The organism is Mucilaginibacter achroorhodeus (assembly GCF_007846095.1).
Lineage (GTDB): Bacteria > Bacteroidota > Bacteroidia > Sphingobacteriales > Sphingobacteriaceae > Mucilaginibacter > Mucilaginibacter achroorhodeus.
On record NZ_VOEI01000007.1, the window covers coordinates 269,408 to 286,963 of the forward strand.

The window sequence follows — 17,556 nt, forward strand, 5'->3', positions numbered from 1 at the left end:
CTGAAAAAATTTACAGAGGATGGATTAATACTTTAGTGAATTTACACTTGATCATTCAATACCGCTCGTCAATAATACTTTCCTCGAAATGTTTTTGCAGGTAACCTTGATGCAATTGTCATAAGGGTATCTTATAATAAATGTTTAAACACGCATTTAAAATGTTAAATTATATTATGTGTAATTTTGCGGGTTAATACAGGTATTATGGCATATAAAGCAATAATTGCCGGTGCAAGCGGCTTAATAGGTAGTAAACTGTTAGAAATACTGTTACAAAAAGCACAGTACAGCGAGGTATTGGTCTTAGTTAGGAAAGAGTTACCAGTAAGCCATCCAAAATTGGTGCAGTTGGTAATTAATTTTGATGAACTGGATAAACACGCTGCAGCTATTACCGGCCATGTTGTATTTAGTTGCCTGGGCACTACTAAAGCACAAACTCCGGATAAAAATGAATACCGAAAGATAGATCATGATTATCCGGTAAAGCTTGCACAATTAGCCAGGCAAAACGGCGTTAAACATTTCCATTTGATAAGTGCAGTTGGCGCAAACGAAAATTCGTCTAACAGTTATCTTAAGTTGAAGGGAGAAGTTGAGCGCGATGTTGAGAAGGTAGGCTTACCTGTTCTTCATATCTACCGGCCGTCAATGCTGGTGGGTGAGCGGAAAGATCGTCGCATTGCAGAGACTATCATTAATGGCCTGTTTAAAGTTATTGATCCGTTGCTGGTTGGCGGCTTAAAGAAATATCAAAGCATAAAAGCCCCGCAACTGGCATGGGCCATGTTTAAAAAATCATTGGATAATGCCGAAGGCACATTTATACATACCACAGATAAAATCAAACTGATAAAGTGAGTGCATCTTTTATATCGGCCGAAAACTTAGGCCATTCTTTTCATGACAACTGGTTATTTAAAAATGTAACCATTGGCATAAACCGCGGCAGGCGTGTTGCTTTAGTCGGCGTTAATGGCGCGGGCAAAAGCACGCTATTGAAAATACTTTCAGGAACGCTTAAGCCTACAGAGGGCAAAGTAGCACAGGCTAAGGAACTTAATGTTGGTTACCTGGAGCAAGACCCCGACTTTAAAGGCGCACTTACTATAAGCGACTACATTTTCCACGCTGATAATAAACAACAGCAAGCTATTCGTAAATATGAAGAGTTATTAGAGAATGACCCTGATAATATGGACGCCCTTAACAAGGTGATGGAGGAGTTAAGCGAAATAGATGCGTGGGAGTATGAATACAAGATCAAGACCATTCTCGGCAGGCTGGATATCCATCATCTTAACCAACAGATCAACACACTATCTGGCGGGCAAAAAAAACGTTTAGCTCTTGCTAAACTTTTAATTGAAGATCCGGAACTATATGTTTTAGATGAGCCAACCAACCACCTTGATATTGATACCATTGAGTGGCTGGAGAAATTACTTACAGAAGGTAATAAAACCATTTTGATGGTTACTCACGACAGATATTTTCTGGATAACGTTTGTAACGAGATATTAGAGATAGATAAAGGCAAGATAATCCCTTACGCAGGTAACTACGCCTACTACCTTGAAAAGAAAGCTGAGCGAGAAGCTTCGGATGAAGCCTCTTTTCAAAAGAACAGCAACTTGTTGCGTAAAGAGTTAGAATGGATGCGCCGCCAGCCAAAAGCAAGGGGTACTAAATCAAAGTCGAGGATTGATGCCTTTTATGACCTGGAAGCGAAAACTAAAAACGGTAGCCCTAAGCAAAATGTTGAACTAAGTGTAAAGACAGCGCGCCAGGGAAATAAAATAATGGAGCTGCACAACGTCACCAAAGGGTTTAGCGGCAATACGTTCGTAAACGACTTTACTTACACTTTTAAAAAGGGTGACAGGATAGGCCTTGCTGGTAAAAACGGCAGCGGCAAATCAACACTGCTTAATTTGATCACGGGCAACTTACTGCCGGATGGAGGAAAAATAGACACCGGGGAAACTACCGTATTAGGCTATTTTAATCAGGCGGGATTAACTTTTAAAGACGACGACCGGGTTATAGATATTGTTAAGAACGTTGCCGAGTTTATTACCATGGCGGATGGCAAAACCATTTCGGCTTCTGCGTTGCTTACATTGTTCCTCTTCCCTCCTGCTAAGCAATATGGCATGGTAGCTAAGCTAAGCGGTGGCGAAAAGAAACGTCTTCATTTAATGAAGATATTAATGAAGAACCCAAACTTCCTGATACTGGATGAGCCCACAAACGATCTTGACATAGATACTTTAAATGTGTTAGAAGAGTTCCTGATCACTTATCCGGGTATTTTGATGCTGGTATCTCACGACCGTTACCTGCTTGATAAAATGGCAGAGCAGTTGTTTATTATGGAACCCGGTGGCCATGTAAGAATATTTAACGGCAACTATTCTTCGTATCGTACTGAATTAGAAGAAAGCAAACAGCAAGCAAAGAAACCTGCGCCTGTTACTGCCCCGGTCGAAACATCGCAACCAAAGAAGAGCAAGCTTTCATTTAAAGAAGAGAAAGAACTGGAAAGTTTAGAAAAAGAAATTGCTTCCATTGAAGATAAAATACAAGTAGGCAATGATTCGTTAAACAAAACAGATATAGACCAGCAAACTTTAAGTGATACCACCGCTCTATTGAGCAAACTTAACGATCAACTTGAAGAAAAAACGATGCGTTGGTTAGAACTATCTGAGCTTAAAGAAGCATGAAAAAGTCGGATATAATTGCTTCCATAGGCGTTACTATATTATTGGTTGCATTTGTTCTTAATCTTTTCAAGGTGATTAGCACTCAAAGCAAGGTTTACTCTGCTTTGAATTTTATAGGAGCAGCTTTGTGCGGCTATTCGTCGTACTTGATACAATTTTACCCATTTGTGATATTAGAAAGCATTTGGGCTGCGTTTGGGTTATATTCATTTTTCAATGTTCCACGTGGAACATCTAAGTAGAATTTGTAAAATGTTCCACGTGGAACATCAGATTATATATGTTTAAAAAGTATAATGTAATCGTTGTAGGTGCCGGGCATGCGGGCTGTGAAGCCGCCGCTGCTGCGGCTAATTTAGGTTCATCAGTACTATTGATAACCATGAATATGGGAACAATTGCGCAGATGAGCTGTAACCCTGCTATGGGCGGTGTAGCTAAGGGGCAGATAGTGCGAGAGGTTGATGCATTGGGTGGATATTCGGGTATTATCACCGATAAAACCTCTATCCAATTCAGGATGCTCAACCAATCTAAAGGGCCCGCTATGTGGAGCCCGCGTGCACAAAGCGACCGTATGCGCTTTGCTGAAGAATGGCGCTTGGCGTTAGAACGTACTCCAAATGTAGATATGTGGCAGGATACCGTTACCTCCCTTCTAATTAAAAACAACGCCATTACCGGTGTGAAAACGTCTATTGGTGTAGAGATAGAAGCCGATGCAGTAGTACTTACAAATGGTACTTTTTTAAATGGTATTATTCATATAGGCGAAAAGAAATTCGGCGGTGGCCGAACCGGAGAAAAATCTTCAACAGGTTTAACAGAACAGTTGGTTACCTTAGGGTTTGAGGCCGGTAGAATGAAGACCGGTACCCCTCCCCGCGTTGATGGCCGAAGCCTTAATTACTCCCTTATGGAAGAACAATGGGGAGATGAAGTGCGTGGTAAATTCTCATATACTGATGTAAAAGGTATTGAAGAACAACGCTGCTGCTGGATCACTTACACCAACAGTAACGTACACGAGACGCTGAAAGAGGGCTTTGAAAAGTCGCCCATGTTTACGGGGCGTATTAAAGGTTTAGGCCCTCGGTACTGCCCTTCAATCGAAGATAAAATAAACAGGTTTGCGGAACGCGACAGGCACCAGATATTTGTAGAACCTGAAGGATTAAATACGGTTGAAATCTATGTAAATGGTTTCTCAACTTCGCTTCCAGAAGATGTGCAATACCGCGCACTAACGCAAATACCCGGATTTGAAAACGCCAAAATGTTTAGACCGGGATATGCCATCGAATATGACTTCTTCCCTCCTACACAGTTAGGCTTAACGCTTGAGACAAAACAGATCAGCAATCTCTATTTTGCAGGCCAGATAAATGGCACCACCGGATATGAAGAAGCGGCATCGCAAGGTTTTATAGCAGGCATCAATGCGCATCAGAAAATAAATGATAAGCACGAGCTGATCCTTAAAAGGTCAGAGTCTTACATCGGTGTATTGATAGATGACCTGGTTACAAAAGGAACAGAAGAACCTTATCGCATGTTTACCTCACGTGCTGAGCATAGGTTACTTCTTCGCCAGGATAATGCCGATATAAGGTTAAGCCCTATTGGTCATGAGTTAGGTTTGATAAGCGATGAAAGATTAGATAAAGTGAACGCCAAGATCAAAAACTCTGACGCGATAGTTGGGTTTGCAAAAGCTAAAAGTATTGAGCCGGCAAAGGTTAATGCTATTTTGGAAGAGAATGGTACTTCAGCAATCAATCAAAACACCAAGCTTTTCAATTTATTAAGCAGGCCACAGGTAGGCTTTGATGAACTGAATGCTGTAGACGACTCATTACAAGAGCTACTATCGAAATATGATAAAGAAACAATTGAGCAGGCTGAAATAAAAATCAAATACGAGAGTTACTTTATCAAAGAAATGGAAATAGTTGACAAGATGAAAAAGATGGAAGATCGGGAGATCAATCCAAATTTTGATTATAGTCAGTTAGGTTCATTATCAAAAGAAGCACGCGAAAAATTATCAAGGATAAAACCGCGGACTTTAGGCCAGGCGTCGAGAATTTCCGGTGTGTCACCATCAGATGTATCGGTTTTGATGGTGCATGTATCAAGATAATTAATAAGTTACTGATTTACAGTTATTTATAAAATATTAATTTTAAGCCATTATTTCAAATTTTTGATATTGGCGATCATAAAAACATAAAAATCGTTTATAGGGCTTAAAATCTATGTTAAATCAAAAACCTGCCTTTTTTGCCAAAAATGTTTCCTTAATTTTTGTGATCCTGTTTGTTTTTGGCTGCGCTGCTATCCAAAGGCCGCAGGGAGGCCCTCGGGATCTCACCCCACCCAAACTGGTTAAGGCTACTCCGCCAAACATGACCAGAAATTTTAATGCAAAAGAAGTGACCCTGGAGTTTGACGAATTTTTTAAACTCACCAACACTTACCAGGAAATAACCATGAGCCCTACGCCGGAAAAACCACCGGAGTACAATGCCAACAGGAAAACACTGCAGATTAAATTTAAGGATACGCTGATGAAGAATACCACTTACGTTATCAACTTCGGTAAAGCCATCCAGGACGTGAACGAAAGTAACGTGCTTAAAAATTTTACGTATGTGTTTTCGACCGGGCAACACATCGATTCGTTAAGCATGTCTGGCACCGTGGTTAACAGCACAACGCAAGAGCGGGAAAAGGACGCAACCGTGATGATCTTTCCTTTAAGCCAGGATTCTGTTTACTTCGGTAAACGCAAGCCATCTATATTCACTACCACAGACTCATCTGGTAATTTTTCATTGAATAACCTGCACGAAGGATCTTACAGGATCTATGCCTTAAAAGAATCGAGCCCCAATAAAATATTCGACAACGATAAAGAACTTATCGCGTTCTCTAAAAAACCCATAGTGCTTAGTAAAGATACCAGCAACATCAGGCTGGCTTTATTTAACCAAGTACCCGACAAGTTTAGGGTTGAAAAGAAATTCGGTAACGACGGCGTGCTATCCTTACTATTTAACAAGCGGTTGGCTAATCCATCCGTCAAGGTAATTTATCCGGCAGCGCTAAATGATGAGAAAATAGTTGAGCTGTCAAAAAACAAGGATACGGCAACCGTTTACATGCGTAATATGAACTGGGATTCCCTTCGCGTAGCTGTTTACGACGGTAATAAGCCTTTGGATACTGTTTACCAGCGCAAGCAATTAAAAGAATCCTTTGTACGTAACCTGGGCTTTAAATATGGTATAAACCGTGATAACCGTTTAAAACCGGGATCAGATCTTTCCATTACAGCTACCCTGCCTATAGCATCTTACGAACAAGGTCTGATGATCCTTAAAGAGGATTCTACAACCATTCAAAACTTCACTATCACAAAAGATACGGCCTCTACAAGAACGGTTTATCTCAAGTACCGTTTCAGGCCGGGCAGAAAGTATCAGTTGCTTTTAAACGAAGCAGCCTTTACCGACATCTATGGTGATAAAAATAAACGTACGGCAGTTAATTTTGAGGGTGATAAACAAGAAAATTATAGTCAGCTAACCTTAAAAGTAACCGTTCCTGAACAAGGCAAAAGTTACGTAGTAGAATTGCTTGACGACCAGAAAAACCTTTTAAGAAGTGACCCGATAACGGGCAACACTTCCATCGTTTACAAAAACTATTTAACGGGCAAATATCGCATACGGGTGGTGTATGATAATAACAAGAACGGCCGTTGGGACAGTGGTAACGTGAGGCAAAAACAACAACCGGAGAACATTTGGGTTTACGACAAAGAGCTGCTGCTGAGGCCAAACTGGGAGTCAGAAGAACCCTTAGCGATACCTAAGGAACAAATTAATCCTTAAACCAACCGGAATACATAATATAATTGTTAGGCAGTTTATCCAATAAAGCCCTTTGCTCATTAGTAAGGGGCTTTATTTTTTTAGCGGGCGAACCTGCATACAAATAGCCCGATTCGCATATGGTGCGTTCTAAGACCACAGAACCGGCACCGATGATCACATATTCCTCAACTACAGCATCGTCCATTACAATGGCTCCCATACCTATTAAAACATTGTCTTTAAGTGTGCAGCCATGTACAATGGCATTATGGCCTATAGAAACGTTACTACCAATGTTAGTAGGTGATTTTAAATAAGTTGCATGTATGCAGGCGTTATCCTGTATGTTGGTATTGTTACCTATTTTAATGTAATGCACATCTCCGCGGATAACGGCATTAAACCACACCGAACAGTTATCACCCATCACTACATCACCAACAATGGTTGCATTAGGCGCAATAAAAACATCATTACCGATAACAGGAGATTTATCTTTAACAGGAAGGATTACAGGCATATTTTAATGAGTGATTGAGTGAATTATTGAATGAGTGAATATTTTATTAAGTTTGACATTGTAAGCGAAAATAGCTCAGCTGGTAGAGCATCAGTTTCCCAAACTGAAGGCCGCGGGTTCGAATCCCGTTTTTCGCTCTATTAGTATTCTATAAAGCCCCAGGGAATTTCTTCTTTAAATACGTTTATATAATACTCCATATCAGCAAGGCTAATTTCTTTATTCCATAAAGTTATCACCCTGCTCTTATCGGTATCGTCTCTAAAAATTTCTAATATCAATTTATTGTCCTCGTAAACCTCGATTCCGATACCATCCCGGCTATGTACGTCACTTGCGATCTCAATTCTGTTTGGGTTTATTTCCATAAGTCTTGTATTTAAAAAACCGTATCCTCTAAAACCTCTTGATGCGCAGGGTAATCTGTAGTATAATGTAGTCCCCTGCTTTCTTTACGCATCATGGCTGATTTTACTACAATGTAAGATACCTGTATTAGATTACGCAGCTCACAAAGCTTTACCGACAGCTTGGTACGCTTGTAAAACTCTTCGGTTTCTTCATACAATAAACGCAGGCGGCGCATAGCACGTTCTAACCTAAAATCGGAACGAACGATACCCACATAGTCGTTCATGAGCTTTTGCATTTCGCGGATATTGTGGGTAACCAGGATATCTTCATTCAATAACTGCACACCCTTTTCATCCCAATCGGGTATATTATCCGGGACTACAATATTGGAGAAATCAACAATAGCATCCTTATATATCCGGTGCGCAAAAACCAACGCCTCTAACAACGAATTAGAAGCTAATCGGTTGGCACCATGTAACCCGGTAGAAGAACACTCGCCGCAGGCGTACAACCTGTTGATAGATGATCTGCCGCTATGATCTACCATAACACCACCACACATGTAATGGCATGCAGGCGCAACAGGTATCATATCGCGTGTCATATCAATGCCCATATCTAAACACTTGGCATAGATATTCGGGAAATGCTGCAGGATATCTTCCTTCTTTTTATGACGAACATCCAGGTAAACATAATCCTCACCTGATTTTTTGATCTCGGCATCTATCGCACGTGCAACAATATCCCTTGGCGCCAATGACTTACGCGGATCATATTCCTGCATAAACTCTTCGCCATTAGTACGTTTTAAAATACCGCCAAAACCCCGTACAGCTTCTGAAATGAGGAATGACGGATATTCACCCGGGTTATACAAAGCTGTAGGATGAAACTGGATAAACTCCATGTTACGTACTTTACCCTTTGCACGGTACACCATGGCCACACCGTCGCCGGTAGCGATTATAGGGTTAGTAGTTACCGAGTAAATGTGACCGGCACCACCTGATGCCATCACCGTTATCTTAGAAAGTATCTTTTCAACATGGTTTGTTTCTGTATTAAAGGCATAAATACCGTAGCATTTGATGTCATCTGTAGATTTATCTACAAACTCGCCTAAGTGGTGCTGCGTTATCAAATCAACAGCAAAATAATGCGTTAAGATCTCAATATTAGGTTCTGCATGTATTTGTTCTAATAAAGCCCGCTCTATTTCAAAACCGGTAATATCTTTATAATGGAGTACTCTAAACTCTGAGTGTCCGCCCTCTTTTGCAAGGTCGTAAATGCCGTCATTTGTCTTATCGAAGTTGGTTCCGTAATCGATAATCTCGTTAATTCTTTCCGGACCCTCGGTAACAACCGCCCTTACAACTTCAGGGTCACAGAGGCCATCGCCGGCAATTAAGGTGTCATTTATGTGCTTTTCAAACGAATCTTCTTTTTTATCCACAACTACTGCCACGCCACCCTGGGCGTACTTAGTGTTGCTTTCGTCCTCGTTGGCTTTTGTAACTATCAGAACCTTACCGTGCTTTGCAGCTTTAAGTGCAAAACTTAATCCGGCTATCCCCGATCCTATAACAAGGAAATCAACATTTCTGGTCATGTTTGGTATATGTATTGTGTAAAATTAGGTTTTATGTTAATAAGCGGGGTAAAAGGTGTTAAATTTGTGTAGGAAAAAAATCAGAAAAAGTCTTGACTGTTGATAACCCTGATTTTTGAAGATTTCGCCGGATTTTATGAGCGATTTATAAGACAGTTTCACATCGAAATCAACATTTTTACACACCGGTAATTATTAACAAATAAGTATTTAAAGTAAAAGTTGTTTGTGATATAGCTTTAAAAATCAAGTAAATGAAAAATATAAAAGCGTTTAAAATTGTTAATAACAATGGAAAAACAACTTTTTAGCTAATTAGTATCTCAACTTTTTAACATAACTAACACCTTAACAAACAATAGTTTTATTTTAATATAAAAAGAAGCTATTATTAATTGATTTGTGGAATGGATATCTTCGAAGAAATAAAAGTGAAAGGTTTTGCCGACGAATACATCGACCCGTCGCTTGATCTTTTCGCCGAAATAGATAGGCTCAAAAAAGAAAAAAATGCAGTTATACTGGCCCATTATTACCAGGAAGGAGATATACAGGATATTGCCGATTATATTGGCGATAGTTTGGGCCTTTCGCAGCAGGCTGCTAAAACAGATGCCGACATTATTGTTTTTGCCGGTGTACATTTCATGGCCGAAACAGCTAAAATATTATCACCAAACAAGAAAGTTCTGTTACCGGATCTGAAGGCCGGCTGTTCACTGGCCGACAGTTGCCCCCCGCATTTGTTCAGAAAGTTTAAAGAGCAATACCCTGATCATTTGGTAATTACCTACGTGAATTGTACTGCAGAATTGAAAGCTTTAAGCGATATTGTTTGTACATCAAGCAACGCGGTACAGATTGTAGAAAGCCTGCCAAAAGACCAAAAGATCATCTTTGGGCCAGACAGGAACCTGGGTGCATGGGTGGCTGAGAAAACCGGCCGCGATCTTGTACTATGGAATGGTGCTTGTATGGTGCATGAGATCTTTAGCCGGGAGAAGATAACCAAACTGAAGGAACGCCATCCTAACGCTAAGTTACTTGCCCACCCGGAGTGTGAAGAAGTGATACTGCAAATGGCAGATTACATAGGCTCTACTACCGGTATACTTAAGTATGCTACCAATAGCCCTGAAAAGGAATTTATTGTAGCTACCGAGTCGGGCATTATGCACCAGATGCAAAAGGAAAATCCGGACAAAACATTTATTCCGGCACCACCAAATAACCATTGCGCTTGTAACGATTGCCCACACATGAAACGCAATACGCTTGAGAAACTTTACCTGTGCTTAAAAAATGAAATGCCTGAAGTTGAAGTTCCTGCGCACATCATTAAAGATGCAGTTAAGCCTATTGAGCGCATGTTAGAAATATCAGCCAAATTAGGTTTATAGGCCTTTTAAGACATTTAGCCTGCGGAGAGGTGTCTGAGTGTGATCAATCGCAAATAGTGCGTTAAACGGTCGCTATTGGGAAACTCAGGTAAAAGGTTGTCCCTACATCAGTAGCGGTATCAAACCAAACCTTTCCGTTGGCATTTTCTATAGAGTTTTTAACAAAGGCCAAACCTAAACCAGTGCCCGAACTTTTGGTAGTAAAGTTTGGTTCAAATATCTTTTCGCGCATATGCTCCGGTATGCCGCTGCCATTGTCTTTAATGGTTAACAGGATGTTTTTTGTAGTGATAAGGTAGTTGATCTCTATCTCACACTGTTTATCATCAGGTGTAGCTTCTATGGCGTTTTTAAGCAGGTTGTTAAAACAACGCAAAAGCTGATCGCGGTCGGCATCTATATTAAACAAGTCTTCCGGTGCCTGGTAAATTATCAATACGTTATCCATCTGTTTAAAAATGGTAACGGCCTGGTTAAGGATATCGAATATGTTGAGTCTTTCTATCCTCGTATCGGGCATCTTAGCGAAAGCGGAGAACTCTGATGCAATGGATGATAAACTTTCTATCTGCTCAACAAATGATTTGCTGAAACGCTCAAATTTCTGATCGAACTTAGGGTCCTTATCCTTCCATGATTTATCCAGCAGCTGCAAGCCTAACTTAAGTGGCGTAAGCGGATTTTTGATCTCGTGTGCAACTTGTTTAGCCATTTCGCGCCATGCGCTTTCACGTTCAGACTGGGCAAGTTTTACAGCGCTTTGCTCAAGTGCCGCTATCATCTTGTTATACTCTTTGATCAGTGCACCTATCTCGTCGTCCCTGTCCCAATGGATAGGTTCGTTCTTTTTGCCGTAGATGGTTTTACTTAAGTTGTACTGTATAAAGTTTAATGGTGCAGTTATCTGCCTTGCAATAATAACTGCAAATAAACCTATGGCTATAAATATCAATGCATAAACGTTTATCATGATATTTAATAACGATCCTATCCTTTCGGTGTAATCGGCCTGGTTGGCAAAGTAAGGTAGTTGCAGGTAGCCGATGGTTTCATGTTTTACGTTTCTTATGGGAGCATAAGCTGCTTTATAAGCTAAGCCGCCAATTTTCTCCTCGTTTAAAACTTCTGACTTTTGTAAACCGCTTAAAGATAAAAATGCCTTGCCGTTTATTTGTGGCCTTAATAAACCGTAGTCATATATTTTAGGCTGGGTAGTGAGCAATAATTTACCGTTAAGGTCAAACAAGCTTAAGTCTGATGAATAGTTACCTGCAAGGTTATCAAAGTTAACTTTTGCCTGCTCGTCGATAACGTTCAGCCTGTCTATCAAAGGGCCTACTTCAAAAGCGGTGGCTATTTGTAATATCTTATTCCTGATGGTTTTCTCCTGCTGTATCTGGAACTGAGAACTGATAGAGAAGAAAGTAATGATACCTACCAATAACAGTGTTAGTACCACTGCAAATATCATGGAGAATTGTATCCTTGTGCGGTATAATATCTTATCCAGGTTTATTTTAAACCCCCATTTTATACGGTTATTATTTACGGTTAAAATACGTACCCTTATCCATATTAACCTGAGCAGTATAACCACAGTGCCAAATATCAGCAGTACCACAAAAAAGAAAGTTAGCGCTGTAATATTTGAAAGAACGGTATTGTACTCCTGCGTAACCACTATCAGGTTACGTTCGCTTTGCTTATATAACAAGTGCTTATATTGGGTAAAGCGGCCGCCAAGTGCGTTATTAATGCCCTTTGTTACTTGGGTGGTGTAGTCATGTAGTTTACCTTTAAATTCGGTGTTTTTAACGCTGTAAACGTAGTTTCCGCTTTGCGCAACAAGTCTGTTATCGGTGTAAAAGGCGTATGAATAATTTTTAAATTCGTCGCTGTTACCCTTAACATCTTTATCTATCAGCAGGTCCGGGAATGATCCGGGTGTTAATAATGGTTTAGATTTTAACTCTATAACTACGGTACCAAGGTTATCTTTGTTATCGTAAACCGGCAGTATGGCAAAGTAGCTTTGAAAACCAAATGATTCGTTTTCGCGATAAAAGTAGTCTGATACCTTGTAGGAATTGTAGACCACCATGTCCTTAAACACGTCAAGGGCGTAGTTTTTCTCTACAGATATTGGTGTTCCATTTTTATCATAGCCATGTACATTAAAATCATATTTAGACAAGTACTGGTCAAAGTAGATCTTTTTTAAACGCGTCTCCAGGTAATCGTCGCTACGGTCAGCATTTTTAAAGTAAGATACCAGTAGCGAGTCCTTACTCAGGTCTTTTTCTATTTTTTTGAAGATACCATCGGCAATAGCATCATCAGGCATTTCTAATTTCTGGATAAGTACTTTACGCAAGCCCTCTTCCCGTATCTGTTCAAAATGGTTAAGTTTTGTGGCCGATATAATGGTACATAGTAATATGATCCAGATAAAAGTTATGGAACTAAAGCGCCTGTCATCAAACTGGTAAGCATACCCCCTAACCAGTATGATCAGCATCCACAAAAAGTTGAATATGCTGAAATCCCATACCACGGTAAAAACAATGGTAGTTACAACAACAACTCCTAAAAGAATAAGTGCTTGAGTAAGTACTGGAATGTTTAATGAAAAGCAAACGCTTAAAGCTATCTCTGTGATGAGATAAAACATCAGGAAGCTGAAACACATCATCAGCACGCCCATGTAGCTAAACCCGTTCAGGTTTAGGATGTTGTTTACATCAAAGTTTATTTTAGAGTTGATTACCAGGCCATAGAATACGTTTAGCAGGCCTGTGGTTGTAAAAACAATTACGCCTATGATACAGGCAAGTATGACATAACTAAGCGGCTTGCCCGGTTTTTTAGTTAATAATTTATTGCGTTGCGTATAGGCGAAAGCAAAGAACCAGCACAGGCAAAGTATATTGATACAAAAATCGCCCAAAGAGCGGAATATGGGCGATGAAGCATACAAATGCGGACTAAAAATGGTTAGCTGATCTGTAAAAACCGGGATACCAAACGCTAAGTTTATTACCCTGATTATCACAAGGGAACCTGCCAGGAAAAGTAATGAGGCATAAACCCGTTTGCGGGCCAGGTGTTGGGTTATATTTTGTATTAGTATACAAAGTGTGATAATGGCCAATAGCCAAAAGCCCACCACCAAATTAAAAAAGCTGCGGTTAACACCTTTGGTAAGCTTTAAAGAAAATAGGTAAGTACCTTTTACATTATGAACAGGATATACCTGCTTATCGGTGAAATCGGCAATGTCAATGTTCTTATCAGTTGTGAGGTCTTTAATAAAAACATTGTTTAAATACTCGTTACCAAAAGGGTAATTGTTTTTAACGGGGATAAAGAACATTACTACCGTTTCACCATCGGTTTTGCGGATAGATTCGTAATAACCGTTGGGTTGGCTGATAAAAGAGCAACCCTCTTTAATGCGCTGCAGGGCTTTTTGAGGAATTACCCTAATACCCGACCAAAAATCTAACTTCCCTTTTTTGTAAACCAGGGTCCATATACCTTTATCTGTTGTATAGTCCTGTATATATTGTATGCCCTTATCCGGGGTGTTTCTTAAATTTTTAAGCTCTTCAAAAGCCTTTTTGTTATTGATAATATCATATACAAGGGCCTCTTTTTTATGAAGATTATTTTCGAAAAGGCGGGCTGATTGTACCAGGTTGTTGGCAGGCGTATAGGTGCCTTCTATCGCCAATGCTGTAAACAACAAACTGGCAAATACCAAAGCTAACAATACCCGTATCTTCCCTGCCGTTGACAATTTTCTTATATTTATAATTTAATAATAAAGCCACCTGAAATAGGTGGCTCAAGGTATTTTATTGTACAGCAGCGCTTGATGTAGCTACCTCGCGGTTAACCTTTTTAACCAGGCCTTGTAAAACTTTACCGGGGCCAACTTCTGTAAAGCTGGTAGCACCATCCTCAAGCATGTGCTCTACAGTTTGTGTCCAGCGTACCGGCCCTGTAAGTTGGGCAATTAAATTATGTTTTATCTGCTCAATATCAGTGTAAGGTTTTGCATCTATGTTCTGGTAAACAGGGCAAACCGGGGTGTTAAAATTAGTATTAACAATGGCATGCTCAAGTTCAACACGTGCGGCTTCCATTAATGGTGAGTGGAAAGCACCACCAACGTTTAATTTCATGGCGCGTTTGGCACCTGCAGCAGTCATTTTTTCGCAAGCAGCATCTATACCGGCAACCGTTCCTGATATAACCAATTGACCGGGGCAATTATAGTTGGCAGGCACAACCACATCAGTTAATTGCTGGCAAATGTCTTCAACCGTAAAATCATCTAAAGCTAAAATAGCGGCCATCGTGCCCGGCTGTATCTCGCAGGCTTTTTGCATGGCGTTAGCCCGCGCAGCTACCAGGCGTAAGCCATCTTCAAAAGATAAGGCACCCGATGCTACAAGCGCAGAAAACTCGCCTAAGGAGTGACCTGCAACCATATCTGGTTCAAAATCGCTACCCATAACCTTAGCCAATATCACCGAATGCAGGAATATGGCAGGCTGGGTTACGTTGGTTTGTTTCAGATCTTCTTCGGTTCCTTCAAACATCACATCAGTAATGCGGAAACCTAAAATCTCGTTCGCTTTTTCAAATAACTCGCGGGCCTGTTCGCTTTGTTCGTAAAGGTCTTTACCCATGCCCGGAAACTGGGCACCCTGCCCAGGGAAAATATATGCTTTCATTTCTTTAGTTTATAAGTGCATTGGTTCAATGGTTAATTGGTAGTAATACCAACATTCATCCTAATGAACTAATGAACGATTAAGCCAATGAACTAACTTAATCGTGATGATATCAAATTCAAAAACTCTGTCCTGGTTTTTTCTTTTAAAAATTCGCCGGTAAATGCTGATGTGGTGGTTACCGAATTTTGTTTTTGCACACCACGCATGCTCATGCAAAGGTGGCGGCACTCTATCACCACGCCAACACCGATAGGGTTAAGCGTTTCCTGTATGCAATCACGTATCTCGTTTGTTAAACGCTCCTGCACCTGCAGCCTGCGTGCAAACACATCAACTATACGCGGTATTTTGCTTAAGCCTACAACATAGCCATTTGGAATGTAAGCCACATGCGCTTTGCCAAAAAACGGCAGCATATGGTGCTCACACATCGAGTAAACCTCAATATCCTTAACAATTACCATTTGGCTATACTCCTCTTTAAACATGGCCGATTTTAGGATGCTTTGTGCATCCAGGTCATAGCCATGGGTAAGGTAAAGCATTGCCTTGGCAACACGTTCAGGTGTTTTAAGCAGGCCTTCACGTTCAGGGTCTTCGCCTATCTCTTTTAAAACTTCGTGGTAATGTCCCGATAGGTTGGCAATCAGCTCGGGATTGTAGCGGTCTATCTTTTGATAACCATTAATACCGGCGTCCCTGTCAGGGATGTTGTCGTCGTCGTCGATCATGTATCAGCTTTTAACCGCCAAAGTACTCGGCAGAATTATTTTCGGTTTCAAATAACTTTACAGAGTGTAGAAATACACCCTCGTGCGCTTCAATAGGGCCTCTTAACTGATTAAATATCTCAATGGTAAGTAACTCTGTCGAAGCCATTTTGCCTGCCATAAAATCAACATCCTTATTGATGTTCTTATGGTCCAGTTTTTCTATCACGTATTCGTTAATGATCTGTTTAAGGTCTTTCAGATCTATCAGGTATCCGGTAGCATGGGTAACCTCACCCTTAACAGTTACAAAAAGGTTATAATTATGGCCGTGCCAGTTGGGGTTTGCGCATTTGCCAAAAACCTCAAAGTTTTTTTCGGCACTCCACTCTTCGCGGTACATGCGATGTGCCGCGTTAAAATGTTCCTTGCGCGTTATATGTATCATCATAAATTTACTGGTGCAAATATACAAAACAAAAACAGGCCAGTTGTTTTATCTTAGCCATCAAAAATTAGCTTATGCGGGTATTATTTGTAGCAGCTACGGAATTTGAAGTAGGCGAGTTAAAGTCAAAAGTCAAAAGTCAAAAGTCAAAACAGAATAATGATGGACAAGGCGGCCAACTGCCAATTGATAACTGCCAACTTCTAATAACCGGCGTAGGCATGGTGGCAACAGCATATGCCCTTGGCCGTGAGCTGTCAACCAACCGTTATGACCTTGCTGTTAACTTGGGTATCGCTGGCAGTTTTGACAGGAACATTGCCCTGGGAGAAGTGGTTGAAGTTATAATAGATACCCTTGCCGAATTAGGTGCCGAAGATGATGAAAAGTTTTTGCCGATAGATGAAATGGGCTTCGGAAAAGGCGCCTTCGCCGCAAGCAGATCACTGAACGAAATAGCAGACCTCGGATTGAAAAACTGTAGCGCCATAACCGTAAATACCGTTCACGGGAATGAACATTCTATAGCTAAATTGAAGCAAAGAATGAACGTTGAGATAGAAAGTATGGAGGGAGCGGCGTTCTTCTATGCATGTACCGAGGCCAAAGTAGCATGCTTCCAGCTACGTTCTGTATCAAACTACGTGGAGAAACGCAACCGTGATAACTGGCAAATTGGCCTTGCCGTCAAAAACCTTAATGAGGTGGCTATCCGGTTACTGGATGCCCTTGCAGCGCAAAATTAAGATGACAAGATATGTCTTGTCCTGAAATAGGTTTACACAAAAAAGTAAACGATGAACAGTATAAAAGCGTTATTGATAAGACATGACCGCGAGTTGTGCGGTTTAAGTTTTCGTAGCTTAGCAAGCAAACACGGGATACCGGCAAGCACGATACATAAGATGTTAAGCAAAAAGGAAGCAGAAGAACCACTTTGTGGTGCAGGGGGCAGCAGATCGGAGCAGTCAGAGATAGCGCTGCTGAAGGCACAGCTCCGCAAGGAGCAGCTCAAGAATGAGCTACTCAACAATATGCTCGATATAGCCAGTAAGGAGCTGGGTGTTGATATCAGAAAAAAGTCTGGCACCAGGCGGTCGAAATAAGCATGAGGAGCCGTTCACGCGGCTTGCGTGGATTATGCAGAC

At 40.7% G+C, this 17,556-nt stretch carries 15 protein-coding genes and 1 tRNA gene; 9 read left to right on the forward strand and 7 right to left on the reverse strand.

Annotated features, from left to right (window positions below; all coding sequences use genetic code 11):
- The first annotated feature begins 207 nt into the window (after positions 1–207).
- From FPZ42_RS17815 to FPZ42_RS17835, 5 genes are all read left to right on the forward strand, one after another.
- Positions 208–864: an NAD(P)H-binding protein gene (locus tag FPZ42_RS17815; protein ID WP_146273211.1), complete on the forward strand. Its 657-nt coding sequence runs from the start codon at positions 208–210 to the stop codon at positions 862–864.
- Positions 861–2,732 carry an ABC-F family ATP-binding cassette domain-containing protein gene (locus FPZ42_RS17820; protein WP_146273212.1) on the forward strand — a complete coding sequence of 624 codons (1,872 nt, stop codon included), beginning with the start codon at positions 861–863 and terminating at the stop codon, positions 2,730–2,732. The genes FPZ42_RS17815 and FPZ42_RS17820 overlap by 4 nt, the downstream gene beginning before the upstream one ends.
- Positions 2,729–2,974: a CBU_0592 family membrane protein gene (locus FPZ42_RS19535; RefSeq protein ID WP_449288810.1), complete on the forward strand. Its 246-nt coding sequence runs from the start codon at positions 2,729–2,731 to the stop codon at positions 2,972–2,974. The genes FPZ42_RS17820 and FPZ42_RS19535 overlap by 4 nt, the downstream gene beginning before the upstream one ends.
- 38 nt (positions 2,975–3,012) lie before the next feature.
- Positions 3,013–4,875 (forward strand): tRNA uridine-5-carboxymethylaminomethyl(34) synthesis enzyme MnmG, encoded by a 1,863-nt coding sequence (gene mnmG, locus FPZ42_RS17830; protein WP_146273213.1) that lies wholly within the window; start codon positions 3,013–3,015, stop codon positions 4,873–4,875.
- A 115-nt stretch (positions 4,876–4,990) separates the two neighbouring features.
- Complete coding sequence (locus FPZ42_RS17835; RefSeq protein WP_146273214.1) at positions 4,991–6,631, forward strand: Ig-like domain-containing protein; 1,641 nt, start codon at positions 4,991–4,993, stop codon at positions 6,629–6,631.
- Here the strand turns inward: FPZ42_RS17835 and FPZ42_RS17840 are convergent.
- Positions 6,621–7,133 (reverse strand): gamma carbonic anhydrase family protein, encoded by a 513-nt coding sequence (locus FPZ42_RS17840; protein ID WP_146273215.1) that lies wholly within the window; start codon positions 7,131–7,133, stop codon positions 6,621–6,623. The two genes, FPZ42_RS17835 and FPZ42_RS17840, sit on opposite strands and share 11 nt — an antisense overlap.
- A gap of 64 nt (positions 7,134–7,197) precedes the next feature.
- Between FPZ42_RS17840 and FPZ42_RS17845 the strand changes: the two genes are divergently transcribed.
- Positions 7,198–7,270 (forward strand) — tRNA-Gly (locus tag FPZ42_RS17845).
- Between the two features lie 3 nt (positions 7,271–7,273).
- Here FPZ42_RS17845 and FPZ42_RS17850 read toward each other — a convergent pair.
- On the reverse strand, positions 7,274–7,501 hold the full coding sequence (locus FPZ42_RS17850) for a hypothetical protein (protein WP_146273216.1): 228 nt from the start codon (positions 7,499–7,501) through the stop codon (positions 7,274–7,276).
- 11 nt (positions 7,502–7,512) lie between these two features.
- Positions 7,513–9,105, reverse strand: a complete 1,593-nt coding sequence (gene nadB / locus FPZ42_RS17855) for an L-aspartate oxidase (protein ID WP_146273217.1) — start codon at positions 9,103–9,105, stop codon at positions 7,513–7,515.
- A 407-nt stretch (positions 9,106–9,512) separates the two neighbouring features.
- Between nadB and nadA the strand changes: the two genes are divergently transcribed.
- The gene (gene nadA / locus FPZ42_RS17860) at positions 9,513–10,505 is read left to right on the forward strand and encodes a quinolinate synthase NadA (protein WP_146273218.1); all 993 of its coding nucleotides are present in this window, start codon (positions 9,513–9,515) and stop codon (positions 10,503–10,505) included.
- Positions 10,506–10,566: 61 nt separating this feature from the next.
- On the opposite strand, the gene FPZ42_RS17865 is transcribed toward nadA, so the two are convergent.
- The 4 genes from FPZ42_RS17865 to FPZ42_RS17880 all read right to left on the reverse strand — a co-directional run bounded on the left by FPZ42_RS17865 (position 10,567) and on the right by FPZ42_RS17880 (position 16,408).
- On the reverse strand, positions 10,567–14,304 hold the full coding sequence (locus FPZ42_RS17865; protein WP_146273219.1) for an ATP-binding protein: 3,738 nt from the start codon (positions 14,302–14,304) through the stop codon (positions 10,567–10,569).
- 58 nt (positions 14,305–14,362) lie between these two features.
- Entirely contained in the window at positions 14,363–15,247 is an 885-nt protein-coding gene (gene fabD, locus FPZ42_RS17870) for an ACP S-malonyltransferase (protein WP_146273220.1), read from the reverse strand.
- A 92-nt stretch (positions 15,248–15,339) separates the two neighbouring features.
- Entirely contained in the window at positions 15,340–15,981 is a 642-nt protein-coding gene (gene folE, locus FPZ42_RS17875; protein ID WP_146273221.1) for a GTP cyclohydrolase I FolE, read from the reverse strand.
- A gap of 10 nt (positions 15,982–15,991) precedes the next feature.
- Positions 15,992–16,408: a 6-pyruvoyl trahydropterin synthase family protein gene (locus FPZ42_RS17880; protein ID WP_146273237.1), complete on the reverse strand. Its 417-nt coding sequence runs from the start codon at positions 16,406–16,408 to the stop codon at positions 15,992–15,994.
- Positions 16,409–16,482: 74 nt separating this feature from the next.
- On the opposite strand from FPZ42_RS17880, the gene mqnB reads away from it, so the two are divergent.
- Complete coding sequence (gene mqnB / locus FPZ42_RS17885) at positions 16,483–17,154, forward strand: futalosine hydrolase (protein WP_146273222.1); 672 nt, start codon at positions 16,483–16,485, stop codon at positions 17,152–17,154.
- A gap of 51 nt (positions 17,155–17,205) precedes the next feature.
- On the forward strand, positions 17,206–17,514 hold the full coding sequence (locus FPZ42_RS17890; RefSeq protein ID WP_146273223.1) for a helix-turn-helix domain-containing protein: 309 nt from the start codon (positions 17,206–17,208) through the stop codon (positions 17,512–17,514).
- The last annotated feature ends 42 nt before the right edge of the window (positions 17,515–17,556 follow it).

Coding starts and splice junctions, on each gene's coding strand:
- mqnB (WP_146273222.1), top strand. CDS start 16,483: ATGCGGGTATTATTTGTAGCAGCTACGGAATTTGAAGTAGGCGAGTTA.
- mnmG (WP_146273213.1), top strand. CDS start 3,013: ATGTTTAAAAAGTATAATGTAATCGTTGTAGGTGCCGGGCATGCGGGC.
- folE (WP_146273221.1), bottom strand. CDS start 15,981: ATGATCGACGACGACGACAACATCCCTGACAGGGACGCCGGTATTAAT.
- FPZ42_RS17850 (WP_146273216.1), bottom strand. CDS start 7,501: ATGGAAATAAACCCAAACAGAATTGAGATCGCAAGTGACGTACATAGC.
- FPZ42_RS17835 (WP_146273214.1), top strand. CDS start 4,991: ATGTTAAATCAAAAACCTGCCTTTTTTGCCAAAAATGTTTCCTTAATT.
- nadA (WP_146273218.1), top strand. CDS start 9,513: ATGGATATCTTCGAAGAAATAAAAGTGAAAGGTTTTGCCGACGAATAC.
- FPZ42_RS17880 (WP_146273237.1), bottom strand. CDS start 16,408: ATGATACATATAACGCGCAAGGAACATTTTAACGCGGCACATCGCATG.
- FPZ42_RS19535 (WP_449288810.1), top strand. CDS start 2,729: ATGAAAAAGTCGGATATAATTGCTTCCATAGGCGTTACTATATTATTG.
- nadB (WP_146273217.1), bottom strand. CDS start 9,105: ATGACCAGAAATGTTGATTTCCTTGTTATAGGATCGGGGATAGCCGGA.
- FPZ42_RS17840 (WP_146273215.1), bottom strand. CDS start 7,133: ATGCCTGTAATCCTTCCTGTTAAAGATAAATCTCCTGTTATCGGTAAT.
- FPZ42_RS17890 (WP_146273223.1), top strand. CDS start 17,206: ATGAACAGTATAAAAGCGTTATTGATAAGACATGACCGCGAGTTGTGC.
- fabD (WP_146273220.1), bottom strand. CDS start 15,247: ATGAAAGCATATATTTTCCCTGGGCAGGGTGCCCAGTTTCCGGGCATG.
- FPZ42_RS17815 (WP_146273211.1), top strand. CDS start 208: ATGGCATATAAAGCAATAATTGCCGGTGCAAGCGGCTTAATAGGTAGT.